This is a genomic window from Vibrio sp. 10N.286.51.B11 (assembly GCF_041469245.1).
Classification (GTDB): Bacteria; Pseudomonadota; Gammaproteobacteria; order Enterobacterales; family Vibrionaceae; genus Vibrio; species Vibrio crassostreae_C.
The window spans coordinates 15,017-31,392 of the sequence record NZ_JBFRKI010000037.1 but is presented as its reverse complement, the minus strand read 5'-3'; the positions used below and the strand labels follow the sequence as shown (position 1 = coordinate 31,392).

Sequence of the window (16,376 nt, the reverse complement as noted above, 5' to 3'; positions counted from 1 at the left end):
AAATAAACAGCATTAAAATGGGAAAAAATAAGGAATTAGGGTCAGCACCAAGCCCGAATATACAATCGAGATTGGTATGCCGATACGTAGGTAATCCGTTAAATGGTAATTACCTACGCTATAAACAAGTAAGTTGGTTTGATAACCGTATGGAGATATAAAACTGGCACTGGCACCAAACAGTACCGCCATGATGAACGGCATAGGGTCAACGCCATAACCTACTGCCATACTGTAGCCAATCGGAAATGAGAGTGCTGCAGCCGCATTATTGGTCACCAGCTCTGTCAAAACCAAAGTCATAAAGTAGGTAGCAACTAACGCACCGAATACGCCCCAGCCATTAAACGCCTCCATAAACATCAGCCCCATCCGCTCAGATAAACCCGATGAAATCATCAGTTGAGCTATAGAAAGTGCAGAGCCCACGATCACCACAATATCAACTGGGAAACGGCGGCGGAGCTCACCCAGCTGCACCACGCCAAATGCCACCAGCAACAGTAGAAAACCAGCTAAGCCTTTGATAATCGGTACTGCATCGACAAGGGCTAAACCAATCACGCTAGCAAAGCCGAGCAACACGAACGTCGATTTGTCGGCATCAAGCTTGGCACTCGAATCTAAGTCATTCATCAACACAAACTCTTTGTTGTGTTGTTGGCGCTGTTCTTCAAAGCGTTTACCTGGAACCAAAATCAAGGTATCACCAGCGGTCAATGTGATATTCCCTAGCCCACCTTCTAGGCGTTCATGGCCACGACGAATAGCAACCACAACCGCATCGAAACGGTCTCTAAACTGGCTAGTTTTCAGGGTTTTGTTACAAAAACTTGCTGATGAACTCACCACCACTTCAACAAAGCTCTGGCCATTCAAATGATGCTGACCAAACAGAGTCAGTCCTTGAATTTCTTGCAGTGTCGCCACGCTCTCAACATCACCACAAAACAGCAATCGGTCACGAGCTTGAAGAATAAAATCAGGGTCAATCGACGCGGTGGTTTTACCGTCTCGAATCACTTCGGCTAAGAACAGTTTTCTAAGAGCTCTAAGATTATTTTCACTGACGCTACGGCCAACTAATGGAGAACCTGGCTCAACTCGCGCCTCGAGAAAGTAAGGCAGATCATCTTGAGAACCATCATCGTAGCTGGGTAGAAAATAGCTAAGAGGAATAAGGATCAATACCCCACCGACCAAAACCGCTAAACCGATCAAGGTAGGTGTGAAAAAGTTTAAGCTCGGTAAACCTGCATCTTCAACAAAACTATTGATGATCAAATTGGTAGAGGTGCCGATCAATGTCAGGGTGCCACCTAAGATGGCAGCGTATGACAAAGGGATAAGTAACTTAGACGGCGCGTGCTGTTGATTACGTTTGATCGCCCCGATCAAAGAAACAACCACCGCGGTGTTATTAGTAAAAGAAGAAAGTAACGCTGTAGAAATACCCAACTTCGCAACCACGGTACCTAGCCTACCTTCAGAGATATTGCGGCTAACCCAGCTGATTAAGCGAGTTTTCTCCAACGCACTTGATGCGAGGATCAGAAGAATTAAAGTCAGTAACGAGGAGTTAGTGAAGTTATTAGCCAAGCTCGACAAGTCGATCATGCCAGCCATAAAAGCAATAAACGCCGCGCCAGCAAAGATAAAGCTTGGCTTAATACGGGTAACGAGCAGGCAAGTAATGATGCCGAGCAAAATCGCTAATACAAATCCTTGTTGCCACATATACTCGTCCTTTATGGCGGAAACGATCGGTTTCCGCCTGATTCAATAAGCTGTTACTTGGTCGTTTATGACTTCAGTAGTTGGCTTAGATCTTTGGCATCCCAATGAGGGAAATGTTTGCGAACCAATGCGTTGAACTCAAGTTCAAATGCAGAGAAGTTACCGACTTGCTGTTCAACAGAGTCCAAACGGTCTCGAATCAAACCCGCGCCAACCGTCACGTTGGTTAGTCGGTCGATAACGATGAAGCCACCGGTATCGGCACTTTCACGGTATTTATCCAGCGCGACAGTCTCGTTCAGTGACCATTCACACAAGCCAATGCCATTCAATGGCAACTCATCGACAGCGTGAGTCGATAGGTTGTTGATGTCGTATTGGTGACGAACCGTTTCAACCTGACCAACGGTTTTCTTGCCTGCGATCTTGATGTCGTAAGCTTTGCCCGGTTGCAATGGTTGCTCTGTCATCCACACGATGTCAGCCAATACGTGGTTAGTGGATTCAATCTGCGCGTTTTCTAGCACAATCAAATCACCACGACTGATATCAATCTCATCTTCAAGGGTCAGTGTTACTGCCAAGCCCGCTTGCGCAGACTCCAAATCACCATCAAAAGTTACAATGCGTGCAACCTTAGAGGTTTTACCCGACGGCAGCGCCTTGATTTCATCACCGACACTGACACGGCCAGAGGCAACGGTGCCAGCAAAACCGCGGAAGTCTAAGTTAGGACGATTGACGTACTGAACTGGGAATCGGAATTCACCTGCCGAACGCTTTTGGTCAATGTCGACGTTCTCTAACACTTCTAGCAGAGATGGGCCTTCGAACCATGCAAGCTCTTTACTTGGTGCAGCAACGTTGATGCCTTCAAGCGCCGATACTGGCAAGATCTGAATATTGGTTTCGCCTTCTAGGTTTTCTGCAAACTCTAGATATTGATCGCGAATTTCTTCAAAACGATCTTGCGAGTACTCCACCAGATCCATTTTGTTGACTGCGACGATGAAATGCTTCAAACCAAGTAGGTTAGAAATAAACGAGTGACGACGGGTTTGATCCAGAACGCCCTTACGAGCATCAATCAAGATCACAGCCAGATCACACGTTGAAGCGCCTGTTGCCATGTTGCGCGTGTACTGCTCATGCCCTGGGGTATCAGCAATAATGAATTTACGCTTTTGAGTCGAGAAGTAACGATAAGCCACATCGATCGTAATCCCTTGCTCACGCTCAGCCTGCAAGCCATCAACAAGCAGTGCTAAATCAGGCTTCTCACCTGTGGTACCCACTCGTTGGCTATCCGAGTGAACCGCTGCTAGCTGATCTTCATAAATCTGTTTTGTATCATGGAGCAAGCGACCGATTAACGTACTTTTACCGTCATCTACCGAGCCACAAGTTAAAAATCTAAGCATAGATTTATGCTGATGCTGACTTAGATAACCTTCAATCCCTAGTTCAGCCAATTCGGCTTCTACTGCACTATTCATTTTTCTTTCCTTAGATTCTTAGAAATAACCTTGGCGCTTTTTCAGCTCCATAGAGCCCGACTGATCATGGTCAATCGCTCGACCTTGACGCTCACTAGACGTCGCCACCAGCATTTCTTCAATAATGCCTGTTAGCGTATTCGCCTCAGATTCAACCGCTCCGGTTAATGGGTAACAGCCTAAAGTACGAAAACGAACGCTTTTCTCTTCAATCACTTCACCTTCTTGCAGCTCCATACGGTCATCATCAACCATGATCAGCATGCCATCACGCTCAACTACAGGGCGTTTGTCTGAAAGGTAAAGTGGAACAATATCGATGCTCTCTAGATAGATGTATTGCCAGATATCGAGCTCAGTCCAATTAGATAGCGGGAAGACACGAATGCTTTCGCCCTTATTAACCTGACCGTTGTAGGTGTGCCAAAGCTCTGGACGCTGGTTTTTTGGATCCCACGTATGGTTCTTATCACGGAAAGAATAAACACGTTCTTTCGCACGAGATTTTTCTTCATCACGACGCGCACCACCAAAAGCCGCATCGAACCCATACTTGTTTAACGCCTGCTTAAGGCCCTGTGTTTTCATGATGTCAGTGTGCTTCGAAGAACCATGTACAAATGGGCTACAACCCATCTCAATACCTTCTGGGTTCTTATGTACTAAAAGGTCGAAGCCGTACTTTTTAGCCGTACGATCACGAAACTCAATCATCTCGCGGAATTTCCAATCCGTATCTACATGCAATAGCGGGAATGGAATCTTGCCTGGATAAAACGCTTTGCGAGCTAAATGAAGCATCACAGAAGAATCTTTTCCGATGGAGTACATCATCACTGGGTTATCAAACTCAGCCGCTACTTCACGGATAATATGAATACTTTCCGCTTCGAGCTGTTTTAGGTGGGTTAAACGTTCTTGGTCCATTTCAGTGCTTCCTTTAAGGCTCGCGTTACGAGCAATTCATTACTTGGTCTTGCCAAGCAAGGGATTTAACTCATCCACTTGAGTGAATGGGAGTATTGGCACTAGAAGAAAACAGAAGCTTCGTTTTGAGCTATCCTTGCTATTCATCTGCCTGATACGTCCTTGATATAGGCATTATGACGAGCCTCTCATATTACTGGAAATTCTAAAATTTCATTTTTTATTCGAAAAGCTGATAAGGGATTGGATTTACCGATAAGCAGGTGAAATGAATGGACTAATATTATCGATATCAGTTGCGCATCGATTGAGCAGCTTTGTGAGGCGTCTTGCAGAACACCATAAAGTAATCGATCTAAGTCACGAATTAACATTCGTTGTAATCATTGTTTCATTCGGTTTTGTTACATTACGCAACGAATTTTCTACTATCCACTTTGGAGCTACAAAATGAAAGTTGCAATGAAACCTTTGTCATTGGCTGTACTTGCGGGTCTTGGTTTGACTTTAGCAGGCTGCACAACAACACCAGATACCGATGAAGTGATTAAATTACGTGTCGTAGAAACGACGGATATCCATACCAACCTAATGGATTACGACTACTACAAAGACAAGCCATCGAAAAAAATCGGCTTAGCACGTACTGCAACTTTAGTAAAAGAAGCTCAAAGCGAAGTAACCAACAGCGTTTTAGTTGATAACGGTGACTTGCTACAAGGTAGCCCAATGGGTGACTACATGGCAGACAAAGGCATCGAAGCTGGCGAAGTTCACCCTGCATATAAAGCAATGAACCAACTAAGCTACGACGCTGCAAACCTAGGTAACCACGAATTCAACTACGGTCTTGAGTTCCTAGAAGAATCTATCAACGACGCTGATTTCCCGTACATCAGTGCTAACGTTTACGACGCAGAAACCAAAGAACACTACTTCACGCCTTATATCATCAAGACGCACACGTTCGAAGATACTGCTGGCGTAGAGCACGAAGTAAAAGTGGGTTACATCGGTTTTGTTCCACCACAAATCATGACGTGGGATAAGAAGAATCTAGAAGGCAAAGTGATCGCTCGCGATATCATTGAGACGGCTAACGAGTTAGTGCCTCAAATGAAAGCGGAAGGTGCAGAGGTTATCGTTGCTATCCCTCACTCAGGCGTATCAACTGACCCATACAAAAATGGCGAAGAGAACTCAACGTTCTACCTATCTGAAGTAGACGGCATCGATGCGATCGCATTCGGCCACTCTCACGCAGTTTTCCCAGGTAAAGGTTTTGATGACATTCAAGGCATCGACAACGAAACTGGCACCATGAACGGCGTTGCGGCAGTAATGCCTGGTCGTTGGGGTAGCCACGTTGGTGTTATGGATCTAACACTTGCACAAAAAGACGGTAAGTGGGAAGTTGTTAAAGGCCAATCAGAAGCGCGCCCTATCTACGACAAAATAGAGAAGAAATCGCTTGCTGCAGCTGATGAAGGCATCGTAACAGCACTAGAAAAAGACCACGCTGGTACTCGTGAGTTTGTTAACCAACCGATTGGTAAAGCAGACGATGTGATGTACAGCTTCCTGTCTCTAGTACAAGACGATCCAACAGTTCAAATCGTTAACCTTGCGCAAAAAGATTACGTTGAGCAGTTCATCCAAGGTGACCCTGACCTAGATGGTACGCCAGTACTTTCCGCGGCTGCACCATTCAAGGCCGGTGGCCGTAAGAATGACCCAGCGAACTTCACTGAGGTTGAATCTGGCCAACTGACATTCCGTAACGCAGCTGACTTGTACCTTTACCCGAACACGCTAGTTGCGATGAAGGTAACAGGTCACGAAGTAAAAGAGTGGCTTGAGTGTTCTGCAGGTCAGTTCAACCAAGTGGATGTTAACTCCACAGCACCACAACAGTTGATTGAGTGGGATAACTTCCGTACTTACAACTTCGATGTTATCGACGGTGTTGATTACCAAATCGACGTAACTCAACCTGCTAAATACGATGCAAACTGTAAAGTCGTTAACCCTGACTCACAGCGTATTGTTGGCCTAACTTACCAAGGTAAGCCAATCGACATGAAGCAAGACTTCCTGATCGCAACCAACAACTACCGTGCATACAGCGCTAAGTTCCCAGGTACAGGTGAAGACTTCATCGCATTTGATGCACCAGATGAGAACCGTACTGTTCTTGCAAACTACATCTCTCGCGTAAGCAAAGAGCAAGGTCAAGTGAGCCCAAGCGCGGATAACAATTGGTCATTTGCGCCAATCAAAACAGATAACAAGCTAGATATCCGCTTTGAAACATCTCCAAGCGACAAAGCAGCAGAGTTCATTAAAGAGAAGGGTCAATACCCGATGAAACGTGTTGCGACTGACGATGTTGGTTTTGCTGTTTACCAGATTGACCTAACTAAATAGGTTGCTTAAGTAATCTATAGTTAACGTTATGAAAGGCTGAGTTTAACGACTCAGCCTTTTTCTTTTCTTATAAATGTTCAGTCCAAAGCTCTAATTTGTCGAACGACAAACTCTCGTTCAACCCGCTTCCAAATGCCACGCCTTTAGCTTCAAACAGCAGTCAAACAGCAGTCAAACAGCAGTCAAACAGCACGACTCAAACCACCAATTGAATAAATCCAACACAAAAAAACACTAATCAGCTGTAAGTTTTTATCTGCTCCTCCTGTCTATTTAATTTACTACACTCAATGAATGGTGGTTAAGCCATTCATCTATAGGATAGATAAGGACATTTGATGAACACCGTCGAGAGCATTCAAGCATGGTTACATTCAGGAGAGGAATCGCTGCTATGGCTGATGCTTGGCATCATCGCGCTTTCTTACCTGCTTGAAGATCTTGCGATTGTTACGGCGGCAGGTATAGCGACTCAAGGTCTAATACTTCCTCAATATGCGCTGCTTGCTATTTTCATCGGTATTGCCACGGGTGATCTCGGTCTTTATTACTTAGGGAAGTCAGGACGTTATTTCCGAGGTGTTCGATATAAAGCCCTCACCAATAAGTACTTTCGTTCGCTTCGTACCAAATTACGTCAGAACGCATTCAGCAGCCTTTTTGTTATCCGCTTTATTCCAGGGCTTCGCACCGTCGGGTTTACCTTAAGTGGCTTTTTCGCCATCCCACTGCCTACTTTCTTGTTTGCTGTCATCAGCGCCACCGCGATCTGGACTGGCATTGTCTTCTCTGCCATCTACTATTTAGGGACATCAGCGTGGCTGCAAGCCTCTGAATATCAATGGATCATAATCCCGTGTGCCATCGCTTTGCTGTTTATCGGTAATCGATTAATGAATAAAACCTACTCTAGAGGATTATCATGAGTTCACCGCAAGATATTCGCATCATTCCAGCACATCAAATCAATGCAGGCATGCCTTTGCTTGAAAAAGATACCGTGCGCAGCGTCTCTCCTTATGAGTTTCTTCCAACTTGGTTCTTCTACACGCCAGTTGTGATTCAAAGCCTGATGCAAGGGTTACGGCACTTTGACTGGGCACTGCCGCTCATCGCCAACCCAAGCATCAAGTTAAGCGGTATGGTAGGCGAATCAAAACACGAGATATTAAGCCTTGCCGGATCTTCAAGTCAGCGTTGGATCTCTCCGTTTATCACCCTCACCAAAACGGATCTCAGCGGTAAGAAACAAGCTGAAGATGCACGCAGCGCACTCATACAATCCGATCTTGATTTCCCGATTGTAGCGAAACCAGATCTTGGCTGTCGAGGCGTTGGCGTCAAGCTGATCAACACACAAGATCAACTTGAGCAATATGTTGAATCTTTCCCAAATAATGCTCGCTTTCTACTGCAAGAAAAGGCGCCTTATCAGGCAGAAGCTGGCGTTTTCTATGTTCGTTACCCAAACAAAAAGCAAGGCGAGATCATCTCGATCACACTCAAATATGCGCCAATGGTGATGGGTGATGGCAAGTCGACACTCAAGCAGTTAATTGAAAATAGCCCGCGTGCTGGGCAACTCAGCCACCTGTATCTACCAAGGCATGAAGATAAATTGGATCAAGTGCTCGCAGAGGGTGAAGAGTTCCAACTCGCGTTTGCAGGCAGCCATAGCCGTGGCTGTATCTTCCGAGACGGTAATCAATACATCACTCAGGCTCTAACAGAACGCTTAGACGAGATATTCGACGACTTCGATGGCTTTCACTTTGGTCGACTCGACGTCAAGTTTAAAGACATGTACAGCCTAATGAACGGTGAGGATTTCACGATTCTTGAGGTCAATGGCGCAAGCAGTGAGGCTGGACATATCTGGGATCGCAACACCCCATTACGAGAGATATTTTCTACGCTACTCCTGCAATATCGCATTCTTTTTGATATTGGCGCTCAGCAAAAACAACGAGGCCACCAATCCCCTTCTTTCAAGAGCTTATTTGCGGCGTGGCAAGAAGAGCGACGTCTTGTTCAACAATATCCGACTACCGACTAACTTTGCACGAGGATCATGAATGAACCCCATAGCCCAACCGAGCGCCCTTACTTCTTTCTCTCCTAGTATCAAGGGAGCGGTAGAGATATTGAATCAGGGTCTAGAGTTTTTGTTAGCGATTTCTGACAGCGATTACCTGACACGAGCAAAGCCACACGTTACAAGCTCTATCGGTGAACATACTCGTCACACACTGGATCTTTTTCACGCCTTGATTTTAAAAGAGGATGAGGCCGTTGATTACAACACTCGTCGTCGTGGTCATCCTGTCGAATACGACCGCTCTATTGCAGTCAAAGAGATCCACTATGTGATCAACTGGCTTGAACGATTAGACCGTCGAGATCTCGAAGCGCCTATCATGATCCAAACCGAGGTTTCGATGGATGCTCAAGTGTTCGCAAGCCTGCCTTCAACGCTCGAAAGAGAGGTCACCTTTGCCGCACTGCATGCCAATCATCATTACGCGATGATCAAGGTGATCACCACCTTCCTAGACGTCGAGACCTGCAACACCTTGGGTTATGCCCCAACCACCAACAGCTATCTGAGGGAGCAATAATCATGTGTTCAGTATCTTGGCTGCTTGAAGAGAATGGTTATCAGGTCTTTTTTAATCGTGATGAACAAAAGACGCGAGCACTGGCAATGCCACCCAGACAATATCGAGTCAACGGTGTCGATATCATTATGCCACTCGACCCAACTGGCGGCGGTAGCTGGATAAGTATTAATGAGTTCGGGCTTTCGCTATGCCTACTCAATAACTATCAAGGCACAGTGCCCGTTGGTCCTTTAGTAAGCCGCGGTTTGCTACTTAAAAACCTATCATCGAGTCGTAATATCAGTCAGCTCTCTGAAGCGTTTCACAAGCTAGACCTACACTCTTTTGCCCCATTTACCTTGCTAGCTTTCGCGCCCAATCTAACCCAACACAATGGTCTGGTTATCGCCTACATGTGGGATGGTATTCAACAGAAAATAGTCGACACTGATTCTCCACTCTTCTCATCCGGTGTTGATTTAGAGCGAGTGCAAGCCTACCGACAAGCAAAATATGATCAGCTCATGGCGGCAGGTAAGAATCAACAGAACTTACTGATGTTCCACTCTCACCATCACAATGAGCAACCTCATTTAGCGACCTGTATGCATCGCGAAGACGCACATACCGTGAGCTTTACACACTTACGTAACCTGCATGGTCAAGCCTCTATGTTTTATGCACCCGGCTCACCATGCGAACCCATTAAACCATGTCAGATAAATCAGCAGCGCTTTACCTTTGATTTATCACCCGCAATCAATCTATAGATGGAGTCCATCATGAGAAAACTATTCACCATGGTTCTGCTACTTGTTAGCCCGTACGTATTTGCCGCCGATGAAATCTATACCGGCTTCTTTAGCAGTAAGGCACTCGATGGCTACGATACCGTGGCTTATTTCACGTCTGGGAAGCCTGTTGAAGGGAGCAAGAAGTTCAGCACAGAGTACAAAGGCGCGGACTGGTATTTCTCTTCTGAAAAGAATCTGACTTTATTTGTTAATAATCCTGAAAAATATGCCCCTCAATATGGTGGTTATTGCGCATGGGCCGTTTCTGCCAAAAACGACTTCGCACCAGGTGACCCACAGTATTGGACCATAGTTGATGACAAACTTTATCTTAACTACGACCAAGAGATTAAGCAGCGCTGGGAACAAGACCAAGCACAGCATATTCAACAAGCCGATAAAGTTTGGCCGCAACTGATTAAGTAAGGTAATTTCATTATGATTGATAGTCCTTTTCGTTTACCACGTTACACGCCTTTTGGTTTAGGTGAGTCTGTTGTCGAGTGGGCAACTGGGCTATCTAAGCTAGACCGACTCTACCAAGATCGTAAAAACGAGTTATCTAGCTTCGAATTCATGAATTACACTCTGTCGGCGCTCAATATCGACTACTCGGTTGCATCGGGAAGCACGGAAAACATCCCGGAAGAAGGGCCTGTCGTGATTGTGGCGAACCACCCGCTTGGCGCCATCGAAGGCGTGATCCTTGCCGATCTCGTAGGATCAGTAAGAAAGGATGTGAAGGTGCTGGCCAATGAGTTACTTAAGCGCCTGCCTGAACTGGATGATCTTTTCATCGGTGTCGATGTCTTTAACAGTAAAGAATCGAAACGCACCAATGCCAAAGCGATTCGAGATGCCAATCGTCATTTGGCTGATGGTGGACTATTGATTGTATTCCCAGCAGGTGAAGTATCAAGCTACCGTAAAGGGGCAAAAACACTGACAGACATCGAGTGGAGCAAGTCGGTAGCGAAATTCGTCAAACGTCACCAAGCCACCACGGTACCTATCTTTATCAATGGCAAGAACAGTGAGCTTTTCTATCAAGCGGGTCGTGTTCATCCACTGTTGAGAACCGCTCTACTCGGGCGTGAACTTCTTAATAAACAAGCGACAACTATCTCTATCTCGATTGGCTCATCGATTCCGTATTCAGAGATAAAATCGTTTGAAAAAGAGATGGATATCGTCAACTACCTACGACTTAATACCTATCTAATGAGTCAACAAGATAGTCCGAACACGCCAATCCACGCGCCCTCTTTCGATACCCAAGTGATAGCGCCTATTCCACCAGAAGTCTTATCAATAGAGATAGACTCACTCCCTGAAGAGATGAAACTGCTCGAGCAAGGGAACTTTGAGGTCTACTGCACGCCTAGCCAATCCATTCCTAACTTAATGCGCGAGATTGGTCGAGTAAGAGAAGAAAGCTTTAGAGAAGTCGGAGAAGGCAGCGGGCTGGCCTGTGATTTAGATGAGTATGACCTTTACTACCATCAACTGTTTGTGTGGAATAAAACCAAGGCAGAACTGGTTGGCGCGTATCGACTCGGTATGGTCGACAAACTCATCGCTGAGCACGGGCTTGATCAGCTCTACTCTCGTAGCCTGTTTAACTACAACCAAGAATTCATTGATACTCTAGAAAACAGCATTGAGCTTGGGCGATCGGTAGTAAGTAAACCTTACCAAAAGAGCCTGAACTCACTGTTACTATTGTGGAAAGGCATTGCGACCTTTGTGTCTCGTCACCCTCAATATACCCATCTGTTCGGCCCAGTCAGTATCAGCAATGATTACAGCCACAATGCGCGTCTGTTGATCGCGACCACGTTATCAATCCACCATTATGATGAGGAAAAGGCGAATTTGGTTTCACCTTCGTCACCACTCAATACCAGCAGTCATGTGTTCTGGCAAAATCACCTGCTCTCTTCACTGGCGAGTGTGCCTCTGCTCTCTAAAGTGTTAGCACGCATGGAGCAAGGTAAAGGCCTGCCGGTACTGCTGCGCCAATATCTAGGGATGAACGGTAAACTGGTGTGTTTTAATGTCGACCCATCGTTTAATGATGCCTTGGATGGCTTGATTGTGGTGAACCTTAAAAAGGTACCACTGAAGACTCTGGGTAAATACATGGGCAGAGAGCTTGCTCAAGATTACCTAGAGCAACACGCACGCCGCTGATTTATCCCGCTCTGTACCTCTCTCCAAATAAGTGCGATGATTTCGGCACTTATTTGGGTTAGGTTATTTTCATGCACACCTCTTTTATCGAACAACTACAAAGCTTTGACTTCTCTGAGAGTCAGATTGAATCTCTATTAGCTGTCGCGAAGCCGCTTGAGCTGCCGACCCGACACATCCTGATCAATCAAGGTGAGACGGCGAGTTCGATCTACTTTGTACTTGAAGGCTTATGCCACGCTTGTTATCTCACTTATGACGGTAAGCAATACAGCAAAGAATTCTACTGGGAACAAGACTGGATCATCGGCTTTGAGAGTTTGATAAAGAACCAAGCGTCCCCTTACCTACTAGAAACGCTCACACCCATCACTATGTTAGAACTGCCAATGAATGCGGTTATCGAGTGGCGTGCATCAAATAACCCTCTGTATTTAAAGCTGTTAGAAACTCAGCTCATGCACAAGGAAAACAAAGAACGCTTTATGTTGCTTTATACCCCAGAGCAACGCTACCAACTGTTCTGCGAACATTACCCCGACCTTGAACAGCGCTTGAACGACAATCAAATTGCGGCTTACCTCGGTATAACCGCTATCAGCCTGAGCAGAATCAAAGGTCGAATTAACAATAGTTAATGCCAACAATCATCGCACATAGTACATTCAGAGCATCGATAATCTCTGGATGTAAACATGATCACTTGGCACTCAATTCCCTTCTCTGAACTTTCAACACAACAGCTTTATCAATTACTTAAATTACGAGTCGATGTGTTCGTTGTTGAGCAAGATTGCCCTTATCCAGAGCTCGATGGTAAAGATACACTCGCAGGTGTTGAACACTTGCTTGGCTATGCTGATGCAGAGCTAGTGGCGTGTGCCCGTTTGTTACCACCCGGTACCTCTTACGACAATACCAGCATAGGCCGAGTGGCGACCAAGCAATCAGCAAGAGGTGATGGCTTGGGTCATCAATTGATCAAAGAAGCGTTAACACGCTGTGAGACTCTTTGGCCGAGCAAGACCATCGATATTGGCGCGCAACAACACCTAGAAAACTTCTATGCGAGCCACGGCTTCAAAACGATCTCTGAAATGTACTTGGAAGACGATATTCCGCACGTCGATATGAGATTAGAAAAGTAATGACGAATATCACTGTCGGTATTCTATTGTTGGTTGCAGGTAACTTGTTTGCCTCACTTTCCGACGTAGCGGTAAAACTATTGAATGGCGAAGTACCGCCCTTACAGTATATTTTTTTCCGACAGTTGATATCTCTGCTCATCATCACCCCTTTGTGGCTACAGCAGAAAAAAGAACAACGGCGCTTACAACAAGCTAAAGTGACCTTTATTCGAGGACAACTGATCCTAATCGGCAGCGGATGTATGGTCGTCGCGATCACCCACCTTTCTTTAGCTACCGCCAACGCAGTATTTTACGTCGCGCCCCTGTTGATGTTACCTCTCTCTATGTTTCTACTCAAAGAGCAACCGGCACTTGGCAAGGTTATCGCCACCACTATCGGTTTTATTGGTGCATTGATTGTCTTGAGGCCATCACAATTTCATTGGGCAGCACTGTTTGCTTTGGGTACAGCACTCACCCTCGCACTATTCAATGTATTGGTAAGAAAGCTTCCTAGTGAGCAAACTGTGGTTACTACGCTGTGGTGGACAACGTTATGCTCTATTCCAGCCTCATTAGTACTGTGCTTCTTATACTGGCAGCCGGTGTCTGTGGAGCATTTGGGATACATAGCATTAAGTGCGACGCTAATTTTAAGCTACAACGGACTTGCGGTCGCTGCCTACCAAAAAGCACACTCTAGTCAAATTGCCTTGGCTGAATACTCAGGCTTAGTGTTTGTCGCAATAATAGGCGCGATATGGTTTGATGAGATTCCAGATACGTTAACCTTTATCGGAATTATGCTCATCATCTTACCGCTTGCACCTTTCAAGCGACCAAAAAAAAGAGCTAATCATTAGCTCTTTTCTATCGACTGTCTGTATCTGACGAAGCGCTTTAACGCAGGCTCAGTATTGAGCTATTTACTACGGCCAAAGCCACCGTCTGACAATCGGAAAAACATCACCGAAGTGTTGCCTTTTTCTAGCTGAAGAATGTCTAGTTTCCCGGTCTCGGCGAGTTTGAATCGAACCAGCTGGCCTTTACGAATCTGACTAAGTGGTTTGTCTGCCCCTTCAATACGCACTAGCGCGTTCAAGTCAGACAACGGTAAGTCGTTATTTCGAAAAACCTGCGCTAACGTATCCCCTTGCTTCACAAGATACTCTTGCCAATTGTTGTTACTCGGTTCTGATGAACTGCTCTTGGCATTTTGCTGTTCGCTTAAGCCAACCGTGTTTATCTCAAGCTCGACGCGCGATGTTGCTGGGGCTGCGTCTACTTTAGGTTCTGGTAGCGGCACAAAAAGTAAGATCAATACGATCGGCGAAATCACCATCAATAGTCTCTGGTGTAATTTCGGCAATGATCCCCAGGCCTGCACGGTTGAGGTTTTCATTTTCTTGATATCGATCGAACTTAATTTATCTTTGACCTGATTCAGTCGATCCTTGAACTCTGCTAAGTGGTCTACTTTCTGTTTTTTCTTTTGACGACGATTCATGCCACTGCGTCCTATACATTGAATAACTACAGTATAAAAACCAAAGTACCAACAGTATAGATCTTTCCGTCACAACAAGGCCCAAAGCGAGAAAATTGACATGGCTGTGATTTGGGCACGGTAAAGCGCAAGTGATCAGGGACTAGCCGTTTCTTCACGCTGCTAATACTGGTATTCTTACCCTTTTCGTACTGACAAAAAGAGTGACTTTTCATGTCTGAAGTAAAATTTGAAACTGTAGAGCAAAAAGCTAGCTACGGTATCGGTCTACAAATGGGCCAACAACTTGCTGGTTCTGGTCTTGAAGGCCTAAACGTTGACGCAATCGCTGCTGGTATCGCAACAGCTCTAGTTGGCGACATGCCAGCTATCGAAGTTGACGAAATCAACAACGCACTACAAGAGCTACACACTCGTGGTGAAGCTGCACGTCAAGAACTAGCTAAAGCTGCTGCTGCTGACGGCGAAGCTTTCCTAGCTGACAACGCTCTTCGTTCAGAAGTAACGGTTCTTGAGTCTGGTCTTCAGTACGAAGTACTAACTGAAGGTACTGGCGAAATCCCAACTGCAGACAAGCAAGTACGTGTTCACTACCACGGCGAACTAACTGACGGTACTGTTTTCGACAGCTCTGTATCTCGCGGTCAACCTGCTGAATTCCCAGTAACTGGCGTAATTCAAGGTTGGGTACAAGCTCTACAAATGATGCCTGTTGGCTCTAAGTGGAAGCTATACATCCCTCAAGATCTAGCATACGGTGAGCGCGGCGCAGGTGCTGCAATTCCACCATTTGCAGCTCTAGTATTTGAAGTAGAACTTCTAGCTATCCTTTAATTTTTATAAAAACCTTTAGTAAAACAAAATACTATAGGTAAATAAAATTGAAATAATCCAACGGCGATGTGACTACATCGCCGTTTTTCGTTTATAGTGAAAGAGTAAATTACTTTATTACTTAAGGACGAATAATGAAGAAAGTACTCATCACAGTTTTAAGCAGCCTTGCTGTTGTCTCTTGCGCTAGCACTAGCGACTCTGAACAAACCAGTTCATCATCAGATACCAACTATTCCCAACTATCCCAAACTGCACTGATGACTGCAGTGAATATGTGGTCTCAGCAGAACGAAACAACACCGCTTGTGGATACGGTAGCTGACCAAGCTTCTGTTACCAGCGACCAAGCAGTTGGCGGTATTGGTTCAATGTTAGCCCTTGCACAAAACTCTCTTGGCACAGCCGACAACAAAGAACTCGCGACACTTATTCCGGGTATGTCGAGCCTTGAGTCTACTGGTCTATCATCGCTACTAAGCTCACAAGGTGCCGTTGAAAGTGCGTTTTCTGGATTAGGTATGGATCCATCAATGGTTACAACATTTGCACCCATCATTCTTCAAGCACTGCAGTCACAAGGTGCAACGAGCGGCCTGATGGATTCACTTTCAGCTATATGGCAATAATCGTTAGTTATTAATAGCTAGCTTAAAATCTAATAAGGGCACTTCGGTGCTCTTTTTTGTGCGTGGAAGAAAAGATATTTGAGATACGAGATACGAGAT

General features: G+C 45.5%; 16 protein-coding genes. 12 read left to right on the top strand and 4 right to left on the bottom strand.

All coding sequences use genetic code 11. From position 1 onward, the window contains the following. Nucleotides 1–12: 12 nt before the first annotated feature. The 3 genes from AB4154_RS17545 to cysD all read right to left on the bottom strand — a co-directional run bounded on the left by AB4154_RS17545 (nt 13) and on the right by cysD (nt 4,196). On the bottom strand, nt 13–1,737 hold the full coding sequence (locus AB4154_RS17545; protein ID WP_050622153.1) for an SLC13 family permease: 1,725 nt from the start codon (nt 1,735–1,737) through the stop codon (nt 13–15). 65 nt (nt 1,738–1,802) lie between these two features. Beyond that, nucleotides 1,803–3,233: a sulfate adenylyltransferase subunit CysN gene (gene cysN / locus AB4154_RS17540; RefSeq protein ID WP_017063719.1), complete on the bottom strand. Its 1,431-nt coding sequence runs from the start codon at nt 3,231–3,233 to the stop codon at nt 1,803–1,805. A gap of 18 nt (nt 3,234–3,251) precedes the next feature. Further along, nucleotides 3,252–4,196 carry a sulfate adenylyltransferase subunit CysD gene (cysD, locus tag AB4154_RS17535; RefSeq protein WP_226088532.1) on the bottom strand — a complete coding sequence of 315 codons (945 nt, stop codon included), beginning with the start codon at nt 4,194–4,196 and terminating at the stop codon, nt 3,252–3,254. Nucleotides 4,197–4,610: 414 nt separating this feature from the next. Between cysD and AB4154_RS17530 the strand changes: the two genes are divergently transcribed. From AB4154_RS17530 to AB4154_RS17485, 10 genes are all read left to right on the top strand, one after another. Then, a complete protein-coding gene (locus AB4154_RS17530) occupies nt 4,611–6,587 on the top strand; it encodes a bifunctional 2',3'-cyclic-nucleotide 2'-phosphodiesterase/3'-nucleotidase (protein ID WP_017069395.1) in 1,977 nt (658 codons plus the stop codon). Nucleotides 6,588–6,925: 338 nt separating this feature from the next. Continuing rightward, on the top strand, nt 6,926–7,513 hold the full coding sequence (locus AB4154_RS17525; RefSeq protein WP_136973677.1) for a DedA family protein: 588 nt from the start codon (nt 6,926–6,928) through the stop codon (nt 7,511–7,513). Then, complete coding sequence (locus AB4154_RS17520) at nt 7,510–8,643, top strand: D-alanine--D-alanine ligase (RefSeq protein WP_372123703.1); 1,134 nt, start codon at nt 7,510–7,512, stop codon at nt 8,641–8,643. The genes AB4154_RS17525 and AB4154_RS17520 overlap by 4 nt, the downstream gene beginning before the upstream one ends. 19 nt (nt 8,644–8,662) lie before the next feature. Beyond that, nucleotides 8,663–9,205: a hypothetical protein gene (locus AB4154_RS17515; RefSeq protein ID WP_372123701.1), complete on the top strand. Its 543-nt coding sequence runs from the start codon at nt 8,663–8,665 to the stop codon at nt 9,203–9,205. A gap of 2 nt (nt 9,206–9,207) precedes the next feature. Next, a complete protein-coding gene (locus AB4154_RS17510) occupies nt 9,208–9,957 on the top strand; it encodes an NRDE family protein (RefSeq protein WP_017058882.1) in 750 nt (249 codons plus the stop codon). Between the two features lie 12 nt (nt 9,958–9,969). Beyond that, a complete protein-coding gene (locus tag AB4154_RS17505; protein ID WP_017063714.1) occupies nt 9,970–10,407 on the top strand; it encodes a YHS domain-containing (seleno)protein in 438 nt (145 codons plus the stop codon). Nucleotides 10,408–10,419: 12 nt separating this feature from the next. Further along, nucleotides 10,420–12,174: a lysophospholipid acyltransferase family protein gene (locus AB4154_RS17500; protein WP_017058880.1), complete on the top strand. Its 1,755-nt coding sequence runs from the start codon at nt 10,420–10,422 to the stop codon at nt 12,172–12,174. Between the two features lie 71 nt (nt 12,175–12,245). Continuing rightward, the gene (locus tag AB4154_RS17495) at nt 12,246–12,812 is read left to right on the top strand and encodes a Crp/Fnr family transcriptional regulator (protein WP_136973673.1); all 567 of its coding nucleotides are present in this window, start codon (nt 12,246–12,248) and stop codon (nt 12,810–12,812) included. 57 nt (nt 12,813–12,869) lie between these two features. Beyond that, entirely contained in the window at nt 12,870–13,322 is a 453-nt protein-coding gene (locus tag AB4154_RS17490) for a GNAT family N-acetyltransferase (protein ID WP_372123699.1), read from the top strand. Next, the gene (locus AB4154_RS17485) at nt 13,322–14,170 is read left to right on the top strand and encodes a DMT family transporter (RefSeq protein ID WP_017096572.1); all 849 of its coding nucleotides are present in this window, start codon (nt 13,322–13,324) and stop codon (nt 14,168–14,170) included. The genes AB4154_RS17490 and AB4154_RS17485 overlap by 1 nt, the downstream gene beginning before the upstream one ends. A gap of 59 nt (nt 14,171–14,229) precedes the next feature. Here AB4154_RS17485 and AB4154_RS17480 read toward each other — a convergent pair whose 3' ends face one another. Continuing rightward, nucleotides 14,230–14,814 carry a LysM-like peptidoglycan-binding domain-containing protein gene (locus tag AB4154_RS17480; RefSeq protein ID WP_065207478.1) on the bottom strand — a complete coding sequence of 195 codons (585 nt, stop codon included), beginning with the start codon at nt 14,812–14,814 and terminating at the stop codon, nt 14,230–14,232. Between the two features lie 213 nt (nt 14,815–15,027). Here AB4154_RS17480 and AB4154_RS17475 point away from each other — a divergent pair, with 213 nt between their 5' ends. Both AB4154_RS17475 and AB4154_RS17470 read left to right on the top strand, forming a co-directional pair. Next, nucleotides 15,028–15,648: an FKBP-type peptidyl-prolyl cis-trans isomerase gene (locus AB4154_RS17475; protein WP_008220519.1), complete on the top strand. Its 621-nt coding sequence runs from the start codon at nt 15,028–15,030 to the stop codon at nt 15,646–15,648. Nucleotides 15,649–15,782: 134 nt separating this feature from the next. Then, nucleotides 15,783–16,277 carry a DUF2780 domain-containing protein gene (locus AB4154_RS17470; protein ID WP_372123696.1) on the top strand — a complete coding sequence of 165 codons (495 nt, stop codon included), beginning with the start codon at nt 15,783–15,785 and terminating at the stop codon, nt 16,275–16,277. Nucleotides 16,278–16,376: the final 99 nt, after the last annotated feature.

Coding starts and splice junctions, on each gene's coding strand:
- AB4154_RS17505 (WP_017063714.1), top strand. CDS start 9,970: ATGAGAAAACTATTCACCATGGTTCTGCTACTTGTTAGCCCGTACGTA.
- AB4154_RS17500 (WP_017058880.1), top strand. CDS start 10,420: ATGATTGATAGTCCTTTTCGTTTACCACGTTACACGCCTTTTGGTTTA.
- AB4154_RS17525 (WP_136973677.1), top strand. CDS start 6,926: ATGAACACCGTCGAGAGCATTCAAGCATGGTTACATTCAGGAGAGGAA.
- AB4154_RS17475 (WP_008220519.1), top strand. CDS start 15,028: ATGTCTGAAGTAAAATTTGAAACTGTAGAGCAAAAAGCTAGCTACGGT.
- AB4154_RS17470 (WP_372123696.1), top strand. CDS start 15,783: ATGAAGAAAGTACTCATCACAGTTTTAAGCAGCCTTGCTGTTGTCTCT.
- AB4154_RS17480 (WP_065207478.1), bottom strand. CDS start 14,814: ATGAATCGTCGTCAAAAGAAAAAACAGAAAGTAGACCACTTAGCAGAG.
- cysN (WP_017063719.1), bottom strand. CDS start 3,233: ATGAATAGTGCAGTAGAAGCCGAATTGGCTGAACTAGGGATTGAAGGT.
- AB4154_RS17530 (WP_017069395.1), top strand. CDS start 4,611: ATGAAAGTTGCAATGAAACCTTTGTCATTGGCTGTACTTGCGGGTCTT.
- AB4154_RS17495 (WP_136973673.1), top strand. CDS start 12,246: ATGCACACCTCTTTTATCGAACAACTACAAAGCTTTGACTTCTCTGAG.
- AB4154_RS17510 (WP_017058882.1), top strand. CDS start 9,208: ATGTGTTCAGTATCTTGGCTGCTTGAAGAGAATGGTTATCAGGTCTTT.
- AB4154_RS17485 (WP_017096572.1), top strand. CDS start 13,322: ATGACGAATATCACTGTCGGTATTCTATTGTTGGTTGCAGGTAACTTG.
- AB4154_RS17545 (WP_050622153.1), bottom strand. CDS start 1,737: ATGTGGCAACAAGGATTTGTATTAGCGATTTTGCTCGGCATCATTACT.
- AB4154_RS17515 (WP_372123701.1), top strand. CDS start 8,663: ATGAACCCCATAGCCCAACCGAGCGCCCTTACTTCTTTCTCTCCTAGT.
- AB4154_RS17520 (WP_372123703.1), top strand. CDS start 7,510: ATGAGTTCACCGCAAGATATTCGCATCATTCCAGCACATCAAATCAAT.
- AB4154_RS17490 (WP_372123699.1), top strand. CDS start 12,870: ATGATCACTTGGCACTCAATTCCCTTCTCTGAACTTTCAACACAACAG.